This window comes from Acinetobacter thutiue (assembly GCF_030385805.1).
GTDB classification, from domain to species: Bacteria; Pseudomonadota; Gammaproteobacteria; order Pseudomonadales; family Moraxellaceae; genus Acinetobacter; species Acinetobacter corruptisaponis.
Map to the genome: position 1 here is coordinate 1 of NZ_JAUDZE010000016.1, position 19,891 is coordinate 19,891.

At 39.2% G+C, this 19,891-nt stretch carries 16 protein-coding genes, 2 pseudogenes and 1 other annotated feature; of the genes and pseudogenes, 9 read left to right on the forward strand and 9 right to left on the reverse strand.

Annotated features, from left to right (window positions below):
• Positions 1 to 160: 160 nt before the first annotated feature.
• The 3 genes from QTA56_RS17745 to QTA56_RS17755 form a co-directional block, all read right to left on the reverse strand.
• Entirely contained in the window at positions 161 to 1,054 is an 894-nt protein-coding gene (locus tag QTA56_RS17745) for a copper resistance protein B (protein WP_125318919.1), read from the reverse strand.
• Entirely contained in the window at positions 1,041 to 3,080 is a 2,040-nt protein-coding gene (locus QTA56_RS17750; protein ID WP_267982255.1) for a multicopper oxidase domain-containing protein, read from the reverse strand. Before QTA56_RS17750 ends, QTA56_RS17745 begins: the two co-directional genes overlap by 14 nt.
• 89 nt (positions 3,081 to 3,169) lie before the next feature.
• Entirely contained in the window at positions 3,170 to 3,466 is a 297-nt protein-coding gene (locus QTA56_RS17755; protein ID WP_005021637.1) for a hypothetical protein, read from the reverse strand.
• Positions 3,467 to 3,614: 148 nt separating this feature from the next.
• Here QTA56_RS17755 and QTA56_RS17760 point away from each other — a divergent pair, with 148 nt between their 5' ends.
• A complete protein-coding gene (locus QTA56_RS17760) occupies positions 3,615 to 4,295 on the forward strand; it encodes a heavy metal response regulator transcription factor (RefSeq protein ID WP_176538559.1) in 681 nt (226 codons plus the stop codon).
• Positions 4,288 to 5,688 (forward strand): heavy metal sensor histidine kinase, encoded by a 1,401-nt coding sequence (locus QTA56_RS17765; RefSeq protein WP_005329302.1) that lies wholly within the window; start codon positions 4,288 to 4,290, stop codon positions 5,686 to 5,688. Before QTA56_RS17760 ends, QTA56_RS17765 begins: the two co-directional genes overlap by 8 nt.
• Before the next feature lie 38 nt (positions 5,689 to 5,726).
• Here the strand turns inward: QTA56_RS17765 and QTA56_RS17770 are convergent, their stop codons facing one another.
• From QTA56_RS17770 to QTA56_RS17795, 6 genes are all read right to left on the reverse strand, one after another.
• Complete coding sequence (locus QTA56_RS17770; protein WP_267982256.1) at positions 5,727 to 7,010, reverse strand: MgtC/SapB family protein; 1,284 nt, start codon at positions 7,008 to 7,010, stop codon at positions 5,727 to 5,729.
• Entirely contained in the window at positions 7,007 to 9,382 is a 2,376-nt protein-coding gene (locus QTA56_RS17775) for a heavy metal translocating P-type ATPase (RefSeq protein WP_267982257.1), read from the reverse strand. The genes QTA56_RS17770 and QTA56_RS17775 overlap by 4 nt, the downstream gene beginning before the upstream one ends.
• An 11-nt stretch (positions 9,383 to 9,393) precedes the next feature.
• Positions 9,394 to 10,044: a methyltransferase family protein gene (locus QTA56_RS17780; RefSeq protein WP_004663997.1), complete on the reverse strand. Its 651-nt coding sequence runs from the start codon at positions 10,042 to 10,044 to the stop codon at positions 9,394 to 9,396.
• A complete protein-coding gene (locus QTA56_RS17785) occupies positions 10,041 to 10,313 on the reverse strand; it encodes a DUF2933 domain-containing protein (RefSeq protein ID WP_004755892.1) in 273 nt (90 codons plus the stop codon). The genes QTA56_RS17780 and QTA56_RS17785 overlap by 4 nt, the downstream gene beginning before the upstream one ends.
• 28 nt (positions 10,314 to 10,341) lie before the next feature.
• A complete protein-coding gene (locus QTA56_RS17790; protein ID WP_267982258.1) occupies positions 10,342 to 10,773 on the reverse strand; it encodes a hypothetical protein in 432 nt (143 codons plus the stop codon).
• 725 nt (positions 10,774 to 11,498) lie between these two features.
• Positions 11,499 to 11,741: a DUF2789 family protein gene (locus QTA56_RS17795; RefSeq protein ID WP_004281876.1), complete on the reverse strand. Its 243-nt coding sequence runs from the start codon at positions 11,739 to 11,741 to the stop codon at positions 11,499 to 11,501.
• A gap of 351 nt (positions 11,742 to 12,092) precedes the next feature.
• On the opposite strand from QTA56_RS17795, the gene QTA56_RS17800 reads away from it, so the two are divergent.
• The 7 genes and pseudogenes from QTA56_RS17800 to QTA56_RS17830 all read left to right on the forward strand — a co-directional run bounded on the left by QTA56_RS17800 (position 12,093) and on the right by QTA56_RS17830 (position 19,770).
• The gene (locus QTA56_RS17800) at positions 12,093 to 12,473 is read left to right on the forward strand and encodes a copper resistance CopC family protein (protein WP_004681441.1); all 381 of its coding nucleotides are present in this window, start codon (positions 12,093 to 12,095) and stop codon (positions 12,471 to 12,473) included.
• A 64-nt stretch (positions 12,474 to 12,537) separates the two neighbouring features.
• Complete coding sequence (locus QTA56_RS17805; RefSeq protein WP_023278709.1) at positions 12,538 to 13,419, forward strand: copper resistance D family protein; 882 nt, start codon at positions 12,538 to 12,540, stop codon at positions 13,417 to 13,419.
• A gap of 152 nt (positions 13,420 to 13,571) precedes the next feature.
• Positions 13,572 to 14,805 (forward strand): annotated as a pseudogene (locus QTA56_RS17810) (IS3 family transposase).
• Positions 13,847 to 13,963 (forward strand) — a sequence feature (AL1L pseudoknot). (Overlaps the previous pseudogene by 117 nt.)
• 409 nt (positions 14,806 to 15,214) lie before the next feature.
• Positions 15,215 to 15,409, forward strand: coding sequence for a heavy-metal-associated domain-containing protein (locus QTA56_RS17815; protein ID WP_004281879.1), 195 nt, complete (start codon positions 15,215 to 15,217; stop codon positions 15,407 to 15,409).
• A gap of 178 nt (positions 15,410 to 15,587) precedes the next feature.
• Positions 15,588 to 18,065, forward strand: a complete 2,478-nt coding sequence (locus tag QTA56_RS17820) for a heavy metal translocating P-type ATPase (protein WP_004281880.1) — start codon at positions 15,588 to 15,590, stop codon at positions 18,063 to 18,065.
• 126 nt (positions 18,066 to 18,191) lie between these two features.
• Positions 18,192 to 18,896 (forward strand): annotated as a pseudogene (locus QTA56_RS17825) (IS6-like element IS1006 family transposase).
• A gap of 169 nt (positions 18,897 to 19,065) precedes the next feature.
• Positions 19,066 to 19,770: an IS6-like element IS1007 family transposase gene (locus QTA56_RS17830; protein ID WP_001067793.1), complete on the forward strand. Its 705-nt coding sequence runs from the start codon at positions 19,066 to 19,068 to the stop codon at positions 19,768 to 19,770.
• Positions 19,771 to 19,891 lie beyond the last annotated feature (121 nt).

Below are 19,891 nucleotides of genomic sequence, written 5' to 3' on the forward strand. Positions count from 1 at the left end.
ATAATTCAAGTGAATTTGTTTGAAAGAAGAACTTTAAAAGCTTTATTTTCACCCGATAAAATACCCATAAAACAAGAGGAAGCTCAAATGAGCTTCCTCTTGTGAAAAATTGTGGGACAGCAATGGCCTTAAGACTGCTATTTTTAATATCGAGACAAAATTAGAAAACTAATTCAATACCTGCCCCGTATAACCACCCCTTTTCAGAATCTGTAGCTTCTTGAAAAGTTGTTAATTTCTGCCCTTTTTCATATTGATAAGCGACATCAACAAATGGTCTGATACGCTTATTAATCTCGTAACGAGTTTTTATACCTGTCTTTAACTCAGACAAACCTGACTTTGCAGCAAAATCAGAATTATCATTAAGCACAATATCTGCTGCAATATATGGCTGAGTAATTAGCTTTTGAGTGAGTAATAAATCTCGATCAAACTCAAAACTGGCTCCCCAAAAATTATTTTCACCACCATAAAGGTAAGCTTTTGTCTCAAAGAAATAAGGAGCAAGACCTAATAATCCAATAACGCCATCAATGCGATTACTATTACGGTTATTTTTGTCCTCACTATACCTTACCCCAGCTTGAACATCCCAAAATGGTGCAACATTTCTACTGTAAAGAGCTGATACATCATAATTGGGATCATTACTCTCTGCTTTATTCAGATTGGCTTCAACAAACATTCGATTTTCATCTGTTCCAATCAATGTTTCGAAACTCGAACCTAAACTGCCTTTACCATCTTTATCAACTATCCACTCATTGGAAAATTTAGTTGTTTGGTAAATCTGCCCACCATGCTCGTTCAGATGTTTATCATGATTTTGGCTAAGAGTTAAAGTTTCAATTCCTTTGTCTTTTGAAGTTTTTTGAGCAACATTGCGTTCAACATAACCTAATCCGCCTGATTCTCTTAAAAGCACATTCATACTTGAAGTACTCTTATTTAGATTTTCAGTCGAATTATCATTCGCAAATGCCATACCTGCTAAACCAATTAAAGCAACTGATAAAAGTGTTTTTGAAAAAAGTTTTTTAGTGGTTTGCATGTTGATTCACTCCCTTATCATTTGCATGGGGTTGGGCAACGATACTTTTTGAATCAACATCATTGCTATCTACATTTGCCACAATGAGTTTGTTCATCATTCCAGCTGCCATGTGATATAACAAATGGCAGTGGATAGCCCATTCACCTAATTCATCAGCAGTAAGTAAAGTTGTAACTGTTTTCCCTGGTGGCACAATGATCGTGTGTTTATTTGGCATATTACTTGGATCTTGACCATTTTCAAGCTGCATAAACATACCGTGCAAGTGCATTGGGTGAGCCATCATACTGTCATTCACAAATTTCAAGCGTATACGTTCCCCATATTTCACTTTGAATGGTTCTGTTTCATTAAACTTCTTACCATTAATTGTCCAAATGTAGCGCTCCATATTCCCACCAAGACGGATTTCCATTTCACGTTCAGGGGCACGAGTGTCTTTTTGAGGATCTAACGATTGCAAATCACTATATTGCAATGCTTTATTACCTTCAGGTGTTGAAGCATTTGCCCATCCAAATACGGTATTATCATTCTTGTCTGAAGCCGCCTTGACAGTAGCGCTATTCATCGGCATATCATGATCCATACCTTTCATAGAAGACATATCATGATCCATACCTTTCATAGAAGACATATCGTGATTCATGCCTTTCATAGAAGACATATCATGATTCATGCCTTTCATAGAAGACATATCATGATCCATACCTTTCATAGAAGACATATCATGATTCATACCTTTCATAGAAGACATATCGTGATTCATGCCTTTCATAGAAGACATATCATGATTCATATCTTTCATTGAAGACATATCATGATCCATACCTTTCATAGAAGACATATCGTGATTCATGCCTTTCATAGAAGACATATCATGATCCATACCTTTCATAGAAGACATATCGTGATTCATGCCTTTCATAGAAGACATATCATGATTCATTCCCATATCTTCCATAGTCAATAAAGAACGAGGGCGAGATTTAGGCATCTCAATTTGTTTGACTGCTGGGCTGCTTTCTTCATGTAATGTTCCCACTGAAAAACCGGTACGATCAATAGATTCAGCTTCAATTTGGTAATGTGCTTGTTTTGGTTCCACAATGACATCATAGGTTTCAGCAGTACCAATACGGAACTCATCTACAGGAACGGGCTTTACAGGTTGACCATCAGCACTGACTACAGTCATTTTTAGGTTTGGAATGCGTACATCAAAGAATGACATAGCGGAAGCATTAATAAAACGAAGGCGAACTTTTTCTCCAGCTTTAAAATTACCGGTCCAGTTTTGCTGAGGTGTTTTGCCATTCATTAAAAATGTATAACCAGTCACATCGGACATATCTGTTTTCAACATCCGCATCTGATTCCACATAGAGCGGTCTTGCCAAGTTGCCTTTAATCCATCACGTTTAACTTGTTTTAATACATCGAATACTGTTTCGCGACGGTTCTGATAGTAATCTGCTTCTTTTTTAAGATTTTTCATAATTTGATCACTTGTTGAATTATGAAAATCAGAAAGCAAAACAACGTAATCTTTATCGGTTTTTTCAGCAGCTGTTAGTGGAGTTTTATCTTTAGGATAAATAACAAAAGCACCATATAAACCGTCTTGTTCTTGTCCTTTACTATGTGAATGATACCAATAAGTACCATTTTGGCGGACTTTAAACTTATATTCATAAGTTGTATTAGGGGCAATGCCATGAAATTTGTTAAATCCAGGTACACCATCCATAATTCCAGGTAATAATAAGCCATGCCAATGGATTGAAGAGTCCTGATTTTTTAACTTATTGTGAACACGGATAACGGCCTCATCACCTTCTTCAAATTCAAGAAGTGGTGCAACGAATTTACCATTTACAGTAATTCTCTCAACTGGTTTTCCTGTGATATTTACAGTTTGTTCAGCGATTGTTAAATCATATTCTTTAACTGCCGCCATTACCCAAGTTGATGAAAATAAACCAACTCCAATTAAGAGTACATGACTTAACTTATTTGACATTCTATCTCACCTTTAGAAAGGTCAAGATTGAAGTAATAAAGCAAATATTTAGTATAAACTTTAATACTTCTTTCTCGCTATTTATAAAATTATTTATTGCTACTAGGCATATTCATCTTTGAATGATCCATTTTAGAATGGTCCATATTCATCATAGCATGATCCATTTTTGACATGTCAGATGAGTTAGGAGACTGATGTTGACTATGATCTTGCTGAGTCTTGTCATCTTTTTCCATTTTACAAGGTTTTGTACAAGGTTCCTGTGCTTTTACCGTTTTAGTGGCACTTGAGGTTGATACATCTTTTGCCCAAGATTGAGTACCAGCAATTAAAGTTCCAGCACACATTAAAATTGTTAGACTACGACGCACTACAGTTTTCATAAGTTTCTCTAAAAGTTAATTTCTTGCTACTACAATAAAGTGAAGCACTGAACATCTAAGTGACTTGAAAATGACATTTTTGTAATCTATCTCGATCAGATGTTTTATAACGTTATTATAGTTTTAATGAATGACTTAGGATTCGGAAATGAGAATACTATTAGTTGAAGATGAACAAAAAACTGGTGATTATCTCAAGCAAGGTTTATCCGAAGCTGGCTATATTACGGACTGGGTTACAGATGGGTTAACGGGTAAACATCAAGCTCTTTCTGAAGAGTATGACTTAATTATTTTAGACGTGATGTTACCTGGACTAAATGGTTGGAATATTATCAATGATATTCGTAGCAGCGGTAAAACAATGCCCATTCTTTTTCTTACCGCCCGAGATCAAATCGAAGATCGAGTAAAAGGATTAGAGCTAGGCGCTGATGATTATTTAGTTAAGCCTTTTGCTTTTGCAGAGCTTCTAGCTCGAATAAAAACGCTCCTTAGACGAGGGCAACAAAGAGAAGATAATAATATTATTAAGATTGCTGATTTAGAACTTGATTTGAGAAAACGTCGGGTAACACGAGCAGGTCAACGCATTGATCTGACGGCTAAAGAATTTGCGCTTATGGAGCTTTTTATGCGTAGAAGAGGTGAAATTCTACCAAGAACACTTATTGCATCTCAAATTTGGGATATGAACTTTGATAGTGATACAAATGTAGTTGAAGTCGCTATTAAACGATTAAGAAATAAAGTAGATAGTAATTTTACCCCTAAGTTAATTCAGAATATTCGAGGAATGGGGTATGTATTAGAGGTAGAAGATGAATAATAAATTATTCAAATCTATCAGTTTTCGTATTGGTATTATTTTCTCATTATCGACTATATGCATTCTCATTATGATGGGGTTTTTCATCCATAAATTAGTGATGCATCATTTTGAAACGCAAGATCGTACCCAATTAGAAGGTAAAATCCAGCTTATTCAGAATCTTCTCCAACAGCATCCTAAAAATTCTCCAGAACTTGATCTTTATTTAAGAGATGCGTTAGTTGGACACCATGATCTTATGGTCCAAATAGAACGACCGACAGGTAAAGTTTTATTTAGTTCAGCATCCTCAATCATTAATACTCAAAATTTAATCAAGTCAGCAAATAATTCATGGATTAAATGGCAAGTTCAAAATAAGACCTATCGTGGCATGATCTACACTACAGGTATAAATAGAAATTCTGAAATACAATCTGTACGAATTATTGTTGGGATCGATACATCAGAACATCTACATTTTCTAAAAGATTTTAAGCGTCAACTTTTGTATATTGGTTTGGCTGGTACAATTTGTTTAATGTTTTTAGGTTGGTTTGCAACCTGGAGAGGTTTAAGACCAGTGCAAAAAATGGCTAAGGTCGCACAAGGAATTTCTGCTCAACATCTTTCAGAACGTTTAGAAGTTGAGCATACACCAACCGAACTAAAATCATTGGCAATCGCCTTCAATGCTATGCTGGACAGACTAGAGTCAGCTTTAGAAAAACTTTCCGATTTTTCATCTGATTTAGCACATGAAATTAGAACACCGATTAATAATTTAATGACCCAAACTCAAGTATGTCTCGCCCGTAACCGAGATATTGGTACTTATCAAGAAATACTATTTTCTAATTTAGAAGAATTTGAACGTTTGGCTCGAATGGTGTCCGATATGCTTTTCTTGGCAAAAGCAGAACATGACTTAAATTTACAGAACTTACAGAATATTGACCTGGTTAAAGAAGTTACAGCCTTATTTGATTTCTATGATGCGCTAGCTGCCGAAAAAAATATGACGCTTCAACAAACAGGATCTGGAAATGTCAAAGGTGATCCTGCTATGTTACGTCGAGCACTCAGCAATCTATTATCTAATGCAGTTAAATATGGAAATAAGAATTCTACAATACGCATAAAACTTCAACAGAATTTAGATAACACAATATTTTCAATTGAAAATGAAGGCCCTGAAATCTCTCCTGAACAACTATCCAGGTTATTTGATCGATTTTATCGAACAGATGCATCTAGACAAAGAACAGAAGAAGGAACCGGCTTAGGGCTCGCGATAACAAAATCTATTCTTGATATGCTTGGGGCGACCATCCAGGCTGAATCCCTCAATGGTCGAATCATTTTTACCATTGTTTTTCAAAGTGAATCCATGCAAGGGGAATCATTTTAACTCATTTTTTGAACCTCTTCCATTTACCCGAGTTGACCTTACATAAAGCTCAAACTGAGAGCCAGAGCTACGCCAGCACCTATCATGGCAATTGTGTAGCCAAATATGATAGCTCGGCCAAACTGTGCCCCCCCTGTCATCCATGCAATTGTCGCTTTGCTTAACATGTTGCTCAGTGTGGCCAGCCCTAGCGCGACAGCAGCCACATTTGTTGTTAAGCCTTCAGTACTATGCAGGCGGGCAAGTGAGACTAAAATAGCATCTACGTCTGCTAGCCCAGAAATAGTCGATAATACGAAGATGCCGCTGGTGCCCAACCATTGTTTTGCTGCCGGGACCAAGACTGCCATGACAGCCAGGAAAGCAGCGAAGCTGAATGCTGTCCCAAGATCAAAAGGAGCCATTGCTTCTATTGTTCGATCGTTGTTTTCAGCGCTGGTAATTTGGCGTTGTCTCCACAATGCCATACCCAGCAGAAGGATTCCCGCGATCATCATTGCACCACCAAAAGTGCTTAGCAATGCTGGCTCAATGACGCCTATCAGCACAACCATACGAAAAAACATGATGCCACAGGCAGCCAATGTTCCAGAAATAGCAGCACTGACCATGACGGGGTGCTGGCGTGTATAGCGTGCCAGTGCGACAGTTGCAGCTGTAGAAGATGCCAAACCACCCAATAGACCTGTCCAGAATATGCCTCTTTCTGAACCGGTAAGCCGCATGGCAAAATGACCTGCCAGAGAGAGTCCGGCAATCAGGATCACTGCCCACCATAACTGGTAAGGATTTAATGCAGCAAAAGGTCCCAGACCCGTATTGGGTAAGTAAGGTAATATAACGACAGAAAGTACCAGTAACTGTAGAGATGCGGTTAATTCACGATGTTCGATCAAGCGTAGCCAACCGTGTAAGGTTGGCTTGAGATCCAAAAATACAGCGACGATTACAGCCGCGGTTAATGCTAAAGTAACATTACCATGGGATGCATATGCACCTAAAACTAATGTCAACAGCATCGCGATCGTCGTGGTAGCGCTTAAATTACCGGAAATTTTTGCGGTACGCGCGTAGGACACTGTTAATAATAAGGAAAGCCCTAATACGGCCGCGACCAGCGGCCAAGGCCCGAAGTTTGGTTGTAAATGACCGAGCACTCCTCCGAGCAATCCTGTCAATGTGAAGGTACGTAGGCCTGCTACTCGGCTGCCCTCGGGCAATTCACGATCGTGCCATCCTCGTTCTAAACCAATGAGCAGGCCGATGGCAAGTGCTGCAATAAGACCTGGTACATCTGGTGGAAGAAAAGAACTCTCTATCATAACTTTTTATTTCGCAGGCGAAGGGCATTCGTGATGACTGAAGCTGAACTCAAACTCATAGCCAAGGCGGCAATCATCGGTGACAACAACCAACCGGTAAATGGATATAGTACGCCAGCCGCGATAGGGATACCCAAAGCATTGTAAAGGAAAGCAAACATGAGGTTCTGTTTCATGTTGCCGACAGTAGCTTCCGAAAGTGAACGGGCAACAGCAATCCCTCGTAAATCTCCCTTGACCAGCGTAACTTGGGCACTATTCATTGCAACATCAGTCCCGGTTCCCATAGCGATACCGACATCAGCTTTAGCCAAGGCTGGTGCATCATTGATGCCATCACCAGCCATAGCCACGATGCGACCTTCCTTCTGCAATTTGCTGACCAGTTCTAGTTTATCTGCGGGTTTGACTTCGCCATGTACCTCATCAATGCCTAGACGTGCTGCGACTGAACGGGCAGTGGTGAGACCATCTCCTGTTGCCATCACGATACGTAGACCCGCTTCCTTCAGGGTGGCAAGTGCTTCTGGGGTATTTTTTTTGATGGGATCGGATACTGCAAGCAGACCGGCCAATTCACCATTGATGGCTAGATGCATCACACTTGCACCTTCCGAACGCAGCTCTTCGGCTTGCGGAATCAGAGATTGTACCGAGATACCCAATTGCTCCATCAGTGCTGTGTTGCCCAAAGCTAACTGACGATCGCCCACTTGACCTCGAACACCAATCCCTGAGCCCGATTCAAAATTATCTGGTGTTTCAAGAGACAGGCCACGTTCGTGTGCTGCGTTTACAATCGCTTCGGCTAGCGGGTGTTCACTGCCTTGATCAAGACTGGCGGCTAAACGTAATACTTCAGATTCGTCAAAATCTGATGCGGCAACTACACGATCGAATACAGGGCGTCCTTCAGTTAACGTACCTGTTTTATCGATGATTAGTGTGTCAATCTTGCGTAGATTCTCAATGGCTGCTGCATCACGGAACAGCACACCATGAGTAGCACCTTGACCCGTCGCAACCATGATAGACATTGGAGTTGCCAAGCCTAGTGCACAAGGACAGGCAATAATGAGTACTGCCACAGCATTGATTAATGCATAAACCCAGCTTGATTCTTCTGGGCCGAATAGTCCCCATCCAAAGAAGGTAAGCAAGGCAATGGTCACTACAGCCATGACGAACCAACCTGCTACCTGATCAGCCATACGTTGCATTGGTGCTCTCGATCGTTGAGCTTGCGCCACCATCTGTACGATCTGGGATAACATGGTACTTGAACCAATTTTCTCTGAACGCATGATCAATGAACCATTGGTATTCAGGGTAGCTCCAATGACTTTATCGCCGATACGTTTAGTGATAGGTAAAGGTTCACCTGTCAGCATCGATTCATCCACTGAACTACTTCCTTCAGTGATTACACCATCCACAGGCACTTTTTCACCTGGGCGAATTCTGAGTAAATCTCCTACATGGACATGCGTTAGAGGAACATCTTCTTCAGTTCCATCAGGCAGGATTCGGCGAGCTGTTTTAGGAGCGAGCCCAAGGAGTGACTTAATTGCAGCAGAAGTTTGCGAACGTGCTTTTAACTCCAATATTTGTCCCAGTAGGGTCAATGAAATGATGACCGCTGAAGCTTCAAAGTAAACAGCGACACGACCCATGGAAATAAATGAGTCTGGGAAGATTTGCGGTGCAATGGTTGCGACCACACTATAAATAAATGCAGCTCCAGTGCCCAAACCAATCAGCGTCCACATGTTCGGGCTGCGATTCACAACCGATTGCCAACCCCGGGAAAAAAATGGCCAACCTGCCCAAAGTACAATTGGGAGTGACAACACCAGTTCAATCCAGCTCTGAACAGCCATATTGAACAGGTTCATTTGATGACCAAACATCGCCAAAAAAGTCACGATGATGGTCAATGGCAGTGTCCACCAGAAGCGTCGGCGGAAATCACGTAACTCCGGATTATCATCTTCCTCTAATTCAGGAATGAGTGGCTCCAGTGTCATTCCGCATTTAGGACAGTTTCCAGGATGATCTTGCCTGATTTCTGGATGCATTGGGCATGTATAGATGGTCGTACCTGTTGTGCTTGCCGCATTAACGTGTTGAACAGTCTGATGATGCTGTGTATGTGCATCGGCAGTCGTCGTTGCGGGTTTAGCGATATATTGCACCGGGCTGCTATGAAACTTTGATTGACATTTATCACTGCAAAAAAAGTAAGTTTTCCCCTTAAATTCCTCATGGTATTTCGATTCTTCAGTGACGGTCATACCACAGACTGGGTCTTTCAGTACGTCTGTTGTAGCCTGTGCCATATGGTCCTGGTTATGATTTTTTTGATCTGACATAAATAATTCTCTTATGGAAAAGTGGTTTTATGGCCGAATTTTGGAATAAATCTCGGAGTCTGTTGAGCATAGCTGTCATAGACAGCGCCAAACTGTTTACTCATTTCAGCCTCTTCCTTAATTGCCAAGCGGCTGTACATTAAGAGTAGGATTGGAAACATAATCAGTGTCAGTAAAGTTGGCCATTGCAATAAAAAACCCAGCAAGATCATCACAAAAGCCACGTATTGTGGGTGACGTATACGTGCATAAGGGCCTGTGATCGCTAAAGAATGCTGACGTTGCGCGTTGTACAGCACGTGCCATGACGTTGATAACAGGTAAAATCCATAGCCCAAGAAAACGTAACTGGCGATATGCAAAATGCCAAAATGTGGATCACCTTTTTCACCTAATAGCGTTGACCACAAGTGACCTGCATTATGAGAAAGTAAGTCAAGTTGAGGGAAGCGAGTTTGAAGCCAACCAGATAACAGGTAAATGGTTAAAGGAAAACCATACATTTCGACAAATAGAGCAATGATAAAAGCCGAAAAGGCCCCAAATGTACGCCAATCGCGCGCAGTGGAAGGTCTAAAAAAACTGAAAGCGAACATGATAAAAACTGCTGAGTTAATGATAACCAGCGTCCATAAACCATAAGCCGATTCCGCATGATTCATGAGGGGTCTCCTGGTTCGCGTGATTTTTTATTATCTGATGTGTCTGGATTTTTCTGTTGATGATGGTGATGTCCATGACCACCATGCATAAAAATATGCATGAGTGGGCATGCTAAAAGGAGTAAAAAGGGTAAAACACCAACGACATGGGCCAAATGCTCGGTTAAGAGAAAATAGGCTGCCACACCACCAATCACGAATAGGCCGATGGCATAACGTGTAGACCAAAAGTTAGGTACTGAATTATGTTCTTGAGGTTGATGGTTCATGGTGCTTCCCTCTCTAATTCATGGGTAATTATTTAGTTGTGGAGGGAGGCATACAGTCCATCATCATCTGCATCATGGATTGCATCATGTCCATACGTTTTTCCATCATCTGCTGACGGTCAGCCATATTTGCATTCATGCTTTGGCTGTCCATCTGTTTCATCATACTCATACCTCCTTGCATGAGTTTCATGTGCTCAGCCATAAGTTTCTGACGTTCTTGTGGGGTTTTTGCAGCCATCATCTTCTCATGCATGGCTTGCATCGCCTTCATGTGTTGATCCATTGCAGCCATTTTATCTGTAGCAGTGGTGCTGGTAACTGTTTGCTTAATTGTTACTGCAGATGGTGCTGTTTTTTCAGGGTGGTGATCTTTGTGTTCATCGGATTGCTGTGCAAATGTATTCAATGACGCGGCTGCGATACATAAGCCCAAAAAAATGTTTTTGAATTTCATCATAATTTTTTCCTTTAAATAATTTGGAAGTAAAAGCTATGTTTTAGTACTGAACAGAGACTAGGAATTTGACTACTAAACTGATGAAATTTTTGGTTATTCTCTGTCTCTCTTAAAAATTTTAGCACTATTAATTAATTATTTTTAAAAATGACAAAAATGTAATTTTGAGATCTTCTCGAAATATATAGTCTATGCTGAGATGACAAAAATTTTATTTAATATTAATCTTTTAAAACTATTAAAGTTGTTATGATTTTATGTGCTTAAAAAAATAAAAATGAAATGATTAGATGACTCCAAGGCTAGTTAGAGACACATTCTTAATGTAATTTACACTGTTATTCCTTTAAAGAAAAAATACAGTTGATCAAAATAGTTTTTTATAGAAAAAAGGGTGGATAATTTAATTATTAAACTTATTGGTATATTTATTAGATAGAAGGGGCTTTGTTGCACAAAGATTTCATAACTATATGATTTTAGAAGTTTTGATTATTTTTTGATCCAAAATTAAATTTATTTAAATCAGATGCTTACATATTTATGCAACAAAGCCGATAGAAGGTAAAGAAGATTATTTTTAATATTAGGGTTTATAATCCAAATTTCAGAGTAAGGAATCTACTACTTATATAATAGAGATTCCATCTCCAAAACAGTACTACTGTATGAATGAGTTGTATTCAATGCAGGGAAGAATGTAGATCCTTAATACTAACGGAAAATTATTTTACTGAATTTTCATGTAAAGACTCATTTAATTGATCAATCACTGTCGTCCATTCACCATCAGAGTGTAGTTTTTCTTCTAAAAAATGACGTTGAGCATCAGTCCAAAAAATTGCTTGTGTTAAAAAAACATCTCCAGCTAGCTGATGGCTCTCTATGAATTTTGCAATTGCTTCTTCAGTAGAAGCTAAACCAAGCTGTTCAAATAATTTGGTCATTCTTGGACGTGTTTGAGTCATGTGCTTAGCCCACAAATTTATATTAGATCAAATTAAACATAACATGTTTATATTTAAAATAAAATATAAAAAATTAAATAGCTACTATTTTCTTAGACAAAATGATTACTACATTTCATAAATCAACCACCTACATAATTTGTTTGTTAAATGATCATTATTTTTCAATAAGATTATTTTAATAGTTAAAGATTTTAAATTTTAAAAATGACAAAAATGTAATTTTGAAGTCATCGCTCTGTTTCTGTCTCTCACTAATAATTGAAATATAAGAGGAGATGATGTGGTCTCATTAAATATAGATTTTATAAAGTCATCTCTAATGAACTAACGAATCAAGAGGAAACGTAAATGAAATTATTTCAAAATAAAATGACTGCTCTACGTAATGTTGTAGTAGCTGCAACGATGATTGTGGCTACTACAACTACGTTCGCTCATGTGAGTTTAGTGAGTGCGATTCCTGCGGAAAATGCATCTATCCTTAGTCAACCAAAGAACTTGACCCTTAACTTTGGTGCAGAGGTTATGTTGATGAATATTAAGTTACTGGATGCTCAGCGAAGAGATGTTCCTTTAAAATATAAAGTTACTCATGACTTAAAGAAATCCTTTGATGTCGCTCTTCCGAAACTGAAAAAAGGTAAATATACCGTTGTCTGGACAACAATGGGGAAAGATGGTCACAACATGAATGGTGAATATAGTTTCACTATCAAATCAACTAAATAAGAATTGATTACCTTTCAACATGTCAGTGAGGTGCTGGCATGTTGTTCTAGAATGGACAAAAATAATGATTTCTGAATATTGGATGTGGGCCACTTGGTTAACTAAGGTTATTTTATATTTAAGTGTAGCTTTTGTCGTTGGTGGAGCCTTTTGCTATTTTTTACTTAGACAATATCTTGAACTAAAAGAATCGATTCTTAAATATATTACAATTGGCGCTGGATTAGGCCTAATTTCCAGTACCTTGGGATTTTTTATTCTGATTGGTAGTTTTGCCAATACTGGTATTACAGGTATGGTGGACCCCACGTATATTAATATATTGGTTAATACTCCGACGGGGTATATATACGTTCTTCGTTCTATTAGTTTTGCTCTTTTACTTCTTCTCATGGTGGTTAAACTTAACAGGAACAAAGGTCATTTTTCTATAATTGAAAGTTCAATATTTTGTATTTTACTTATCCCGATTATTTTTAGTTTTTCCCAGCTCGGACATGTCGCTAATTTAACCTTACTTGCTCAAATTTTATTATCAATCCATATTCTAGTTATGTCGTTATGGATGGGGTCTTTATATCCGTTATGGAAAACCAGCCGGGAAATAAGTGGTTTACCTTTAAAAGATCGCATGCATGTATTTGGACGTATTGCTGCTTTCATTGTTGGGATATTAATCGCCTGTGGCGCTAGTGTAGCTCTTCTTTTAATTAAAGATTTTAATACCTTAATCAATACTGCATATGGCTATGGTTTCATGGTTAAAATGTTTTTTGTTATAGGTATTCTACTTTTAGCTGCCTTCAACAAATGGTATTTCACCCCGCGTCTTCAACATCCTAAATTCGCTAAACACCTTAGTCATGCCATTTTATTTGAGATGTTATTAGGTCTATCAATTCTATTAACAACAGGCTATATAACCACTGTCGTGGGTATTGAATAAGAGAATTTCAAAATAAGGGAATTGAGGAAATTTAACATTACTGCATTTATCTTTTGTAGCTGAGCAATAAAGTTTCTACTGGACTGCCAACTTACGACAATCTGAACCGTACCGGGTTTGTCGGAGACCACTTTTCTTGAGAGAATGTCCCGATGAAAAAAGTAAAATACACCCCTGAAATCAGAGATAGAGCGGTTCAATTATTGATTGAATCCGAAAAAGATTATCCATCGAATTGGGCTGCGATCACAGCAATTGCGCCTAAGATTGGTTGTACTCCTGAAACACTTCGTGTTTGGTATCAAAAATATTTAGATAAACAAAATCCAGTTAAAGTACAGCAGCTTTCAGACCAAGAACGTATCAAACAACTCGAACGCGAAAATAAAGAACTGCAACGCGCCAATGAGATTCTACGTAAAGCAGCCGCTTTTTTCGCCCAGGCGGAGCTCGACCGCCCACACAAATAATGGTGGATTTTATCCATAACAATAAAGATCGATATGGTGTTGATGCGATTTGTAGAATTTTACCGATCGCAGCTTCAACCTATTATCGGGCTTTAGATCTCGTTGATAACCCAGAACATCGAGCGAAACGTGCTCTGCATGATTTACATCATGCAGAGCAAATCAAACGTATTTGGAAAGAAAGTTCAGGTCGATATGGTGTACGTAAAGTTTGGCAAAAATTGAAACGTGAGGGTTATGTTATTGCACGTTGTACAGTTGCTCGATTGATGCAGAAGGTAGGTATACAAGGTGTTTGGCGTGGTAAGAATAAACAAACCACCCGTAGCCGAGATGATCAAAAAAGAGCACATGATTTAGTGAAACGTAATTTTAATGCTGATCATCCTGACCCTTGCGAAGCAGTGCTTCTCAGGTGAGTGACTTTACGTATATTCAAACTCATTCAGGCTGGGTCTATACCGCCTTTATTATTGATGTGTTCTCACGAGCAATTGTTGGATGGAAAGTATCTACACGGATGAATACAGATATGGTGCTCGATGCATTAGAGCAAGCATTGCACGACCGAGGCATGCCAAAGAATGTGATTCATCATTCCGATAGAGGTGTTCAATATCTTTCTATTCGCTATACCAATCGTTTAGAAGCTGCAAATTTACGAGCATCAGTCGGTACGACTGGTGATTCATACGATAATGCTTTGGCTGAAACGGTGAATGGCTTATACAAAACAGAGGTGATTGAATATTTAAAAGCAGATTGGCAAGGTTTAGCAGATGTACAACTTGCGACACTAAACTGGGTAGATTGGTTCAATAAAAAGCGTGTACACAGTGCACTGGGTTATGTATCGCCTTTTGAGTTTGAAGCAATGTACTATGATAAGATTAACCCGTTAGGTCAGGTGGCCTAACTTAAATAAAAAAGTCTCCGACAAACCCGGTACGGTTCAATCAGAACAGTAAAATCGCATCATGAGGCATTATACATAAAGGTAGTCACCGGTTTTTAGCTTATCTTCAACCCATAACGGTCTCATCTATTCAGTTCACTACCATTGATTGAAATAACTAATCTTATAAATTTCAGAGTGATCGTAGATGACAAAAATGTCATTTTAAAGTCACATTAATGTTGGTTAAGTACTTTTACTGTAGTCATTAGAACACTCTTCTTTGGAATACTCTGAAGAAAACTGTAAGGTTGTAAACAGACCAAGTTACAGCGAGTAACTGATTCAGAAAAAGGCTGGTTGTATGGTGAAAGTTTAGAGTTACTGTTCTAATGTTTTAAACAAATGTTTTGTTAAAAAGGAGCAACATATGAAATTTCACATCGCTAATATGACTTGTGGTGGTTGTGCACGCGGCATTACTACCGCAATTAAAGAGCTCGACTCGAATGCCTCACTCGATATTGATTTACAAAACCGTATTGTTGAAATCAACACAACGGTGAGTCAGGATCAAGTCATTGCCACTCTCAGTGAGCGTGGATTTACAGCTGATCCTGCTTAATCTCTGTTAGAGTAACAGTGGGAATTCCTTACCACTTTTACTCTCTCTTATTTTCCTCATCGTACAGATAAAACCTGTACTTGCTTGAAATAAAAGTAATCCCTGAATTCCCCCTAATCTTGGTTCGAGCTGATCTTCGCATATAGAACTCAGCATATCTAAATGATAGAGATCGTATATGAGTACCGAAATGACTGATACGCCACACTACAGTGAAACATTAGAGATTGAGGGGATGACATGTGCTTCTTGTGTAGGCCGTGTGGAAAAAGCTTTAAAATCTGTTGAGGGTGTTGAATCGGCTCATGTAAATCTGGCTACCGAAAAAGCAGTCATTTATGCGCATCAACCACTTGATCGCGCTACTTTAATTAAAGCCGTAGAAAAAGCAGGCTACGAAGTGGAAGCGCTGCAACCAATAGAGCTTACGATTGAGGGTATGTCATGTGCTTCTTGTGTAGGTCGAGTAGAAAAGGCCTTAAAATCTGTTGAGGGTGTGGAATCAGCTCATGTAAATCTGGCTACTGAAAAAGCGACTATTCAGGCAAGCTCATCTGTCACTCGTGACTCGTTAATTCAGGCTGTCACCAAAGCAGGGTTTGAAGCAAAGTCAGTTCATCAAACTACGGAAAGCTTTCAAGATAAAAAAAATATTGAATTAGAAAAACTTAAAAAAGATTTAATTTTGTCAGTCTTATTGACTCTACCCGTTTTTATTTTAGAAATGGGATCACACCTGATTCCCGCCTTTCATACGTTTATGATGGATAACATTGGCCAACAAAATAGCTGGTTAATGCAATTTTTCTTGACCACAGTAGCATTAATTTTTCCAGGCCGACGCTTCTTTAAAAAGGGCATCCCAAGCTTATTCCGCTTAGCACCAGACATGAATTCCTTGGTGGCTGTAGGAACATTGGCTGCTTATCTTTATTCAGTGGTTGCTACTTTCTTTCCAAGTGTCCTGCCACAAGGCACGGTCAATGTTTATTATGAAGCTGCAGCGGTTATTATCACTTTAATTCTATTAGGTAGATTTTTTGAAGCCAAGGCAAAAGGCCGAACGTCTTTAGCAATTCAACATCTAGTTGGAATGCAGCCTAAAGTTGCCAGAATACAGCTCAATAATCAGGTGATAGAAGTTCCGATTGCCGAAGTTCAAACAGGAACGATTGTAGAGATTAGACCAGGCGAGCGTATCCCTGTCGATGGTGAAGTTATTCACGGCCAAAGTTTTATTGATGAATCCATGATTACTGGCGAGCCTATGCCCGTTGAAAAAACGATAGGCTCTACTGTGGTAGGAGGAACAATTAACCAAAGTGGCAGCTTAAATATCAAAGCCACCTCTGTTGGTAGTTCATCAGTGCTTTCTCAAATCATCCGAATGGTTGAACAGGCACAGGGTTCCAAGCTGCCTATTCAGGCATTGGTTGATAAAATTACCATGTGGTTTGTACCTGTAGTAATGGGTCTCTCTCTTTTAACTTTTATTACTTGGTTTATCTTCGGCCCTGAGCCCGCCCTAACGTTTAGCTTAGTTAATGCAGTTGCGGTACTCATTATTGCATGTCCTTGTGCAATGGGACTTGCAACGCCTACATCAATCATGGTGGGAACTGGGCGTGGTGCTGAAATGGGTGTTTTATTCCGTAAAGGGGAAGCTTTGCAGCTGCTCAAAGAAACTAAAGTGGTTGCTGTTGATAAAACAGGGACCCTGACTGAAGGGAAACCAATTTTAACCGATCTGCATGTCTTAGAAGGGTTTGAATACAATGCCGTACTTTCACTTATGGCAGCCGTTGAATCAAAGTCTGAGCATCCTATTGCTCGAGCAATTGTACAAGCCGCTATAGATAAGGAATTAATCCTGTCTCCTGTTGCTGATTTCAAGTCAGTCACGGGCTATGGAATAGAAGCAACGGTGTCTGAACATTTGGTTCATATTGGTGCAGATCGATATATGGAAAAACTAGGTTTGAATCCTAATGTTTTTTCTCAATTTTCGGATCGTTTGGGAGAAGAAGGAAAAACCCCTCTCTATGTTGCGATTGACCAGAAACTTGCTGCCATTATTGCTGTAGCAGATCCAATTAAAGAATCAACATTTGCTGCAATTGAAGCGTTACATCAGTTAGGTTTAAAGGTTGCCATGATTACAGGTGATAACCGTCATACAGCTCAAGCGATTGCAAAAAAACTAGGTATTGATGAGGTTATTGCAGAAGTCTTACCAGAAGGTAAAATAGAGGCCGTTAAAAAATTAAAAAATCAATATGGTAAACTCGCATATGTTGGAGATGGCATTAATGATGCCCCTGCACTTGCAGAAGCAGATATTGGTTTAGCGATAGGTACAGGTACAGACGTAGCTATTGAAGCTGCTGATGTGGTTTTGATGTCTGGCAACCTGAAAGGAGTGCCGAATGCTATCGCTTTAAGCAAAGCGACTATAACCAATATTCGTGAAAATTTATTTTGGGCATTTGTTTACAATGCAGCTCTGATTCCTATTGCAGCAGGTGTACTTTATCCGCAATTTGGACTGCTACTTTCTCCTGTATTTGCTGCTGGTGCAATGGCTCTCTCGTCAATATTTGTACTAGGAAATGCTTTACGATTAAAACGTTTTAAAGCCCCCCTTGCAATTATTTAACCATTTTTTATATACATTTAAAGTTTTGTTGGCTTTACTTTATATATTTGGAAATAGTCTAAGCGGCACTGTTGCAAATAACCACGAATGGTAAGCTGAAGACTGTTTTAGCTAAAGGTGCAGCATATGAATCCTTTCCATGGTCGGCATTTTCAGGGCGAAATCATTCTTTGGGCTGTGCGCTGGTATTGTAAATATGGCATTAGCTATCGTGAACTGCAGGAAATGCTGGCCGAACGGGGTGTGAATGTTGATCACACGACTATTTACCGTTGGGTTCAACGTTATGCTCCTGAAATAGAAAAACGTTTACGCTGGTATTGGCGTAATCCTACAGATCTGAGCTCGTGGCATATTGATGAAACCTATGTAAAAGTGAATGGACGATGGTCTTATCTGTATCGTGCAGTCGATTAACGTGGCGATACCATTGATTTTTATCTTTCTTCTAGACGTAATACCAAATCAGCATATTGTTTTCTTGGAAAAATTTTAAATAATGTGAAGAAGTGGCAAATTCCACAAGTGATCAACACGGATAAAGCACCCACATATAGACGTGCTTTATCACGGTTAAAACGGGAAGGTAAATGTCCACCAGACCTTGAGCACAGGCAGATTAAGTATAAAAATAACGTGATTGAATGTGATCATGGCAAGCTAAAGCGGATCATCAGGGCCACATTAGGATTCAAATCTATGAAGACGGCTTATGCCACAATTAAAGGTATTGAAGTCATGCGTGCACTACGTAAAGGACAAGCATCGTCATTTTATTATGGTCAGCCTCAGGGTGAAGTGTGTCTAATCAACAGGGTTTTCGGTCTCTAAGTACTTTTTAAAGGGAACATCATCGACTCAAATCTCTATTTGCAACAGTGCCTTTCAATTTATGTACCCGGCCTTTGTACTTCCCTTGAGAAGAGGCAAGTTTAATGGCACTGTTGCAAATAGGCTGACATGATAAGCTAAATATCTTATTTATTTCGAGATACAGCAGATGAATCCCTTCCACGGTCGGCACTTTCAAGGTGAAATCATTCTTTGGGCTGTTCGTTGGTATTGTAAATATGGCATCAGCTATCGTGAACTTCAGGAAATGCTCGCTGAACGTGGAGTGAATGTTGATCACACCACAATTTATCGCTGGGTTCAGCGTTATGCTCCAGAAATGGAAAAACGTTTACGTTGGTATTGGCGTAATCCTACAGATCGACATTTATGGCATCTGGATGAAACTTACGTAAAAGTGAATGGCAAATGGGCATATCTATACCGTGCAGTTGACCAACGTGGCCATACTCTTGATTTCTATCTTTCTGCTAGACGAAATACCCATTCAGCTTATTGTTTTCTTGGTAAGATTTTGAATCATGTCAAAAAATGGCAGATTCCACGAGTCATAAACACTGATAAGGCTCATACCTATGGCCGTGCTTTGTCGCGACTAAAACAGGAAGGAAAGTGTCCTGAAGACCTGGACCATCGACAGATTAAATACAAGAATAACGTGATTGAATGTGATCATGGCAAGCTCAAACGGATCATCAAGGCTACGTTGGGATTCAAGTCTATGAAAACGGCTTATGCCACAATTAAAGGAATTGAGGTTATGCGTGCTCTACGCAAAGGACAAGCTTCATTATTTTATAACGGTAATATTCTAGGAGAAGTTTGGCTAGTAAATAGAGTTTTCGGTCTCTAAGCTTTTTTGAAGGGAAAATCATTGACTCAGATCCCTATTTGCAACAGTGCCCAAATTCCTGACATGGAATACTATAACTGAGGTCACTTAAATGGGATGCATAAGTTATGTAAGTTACGCC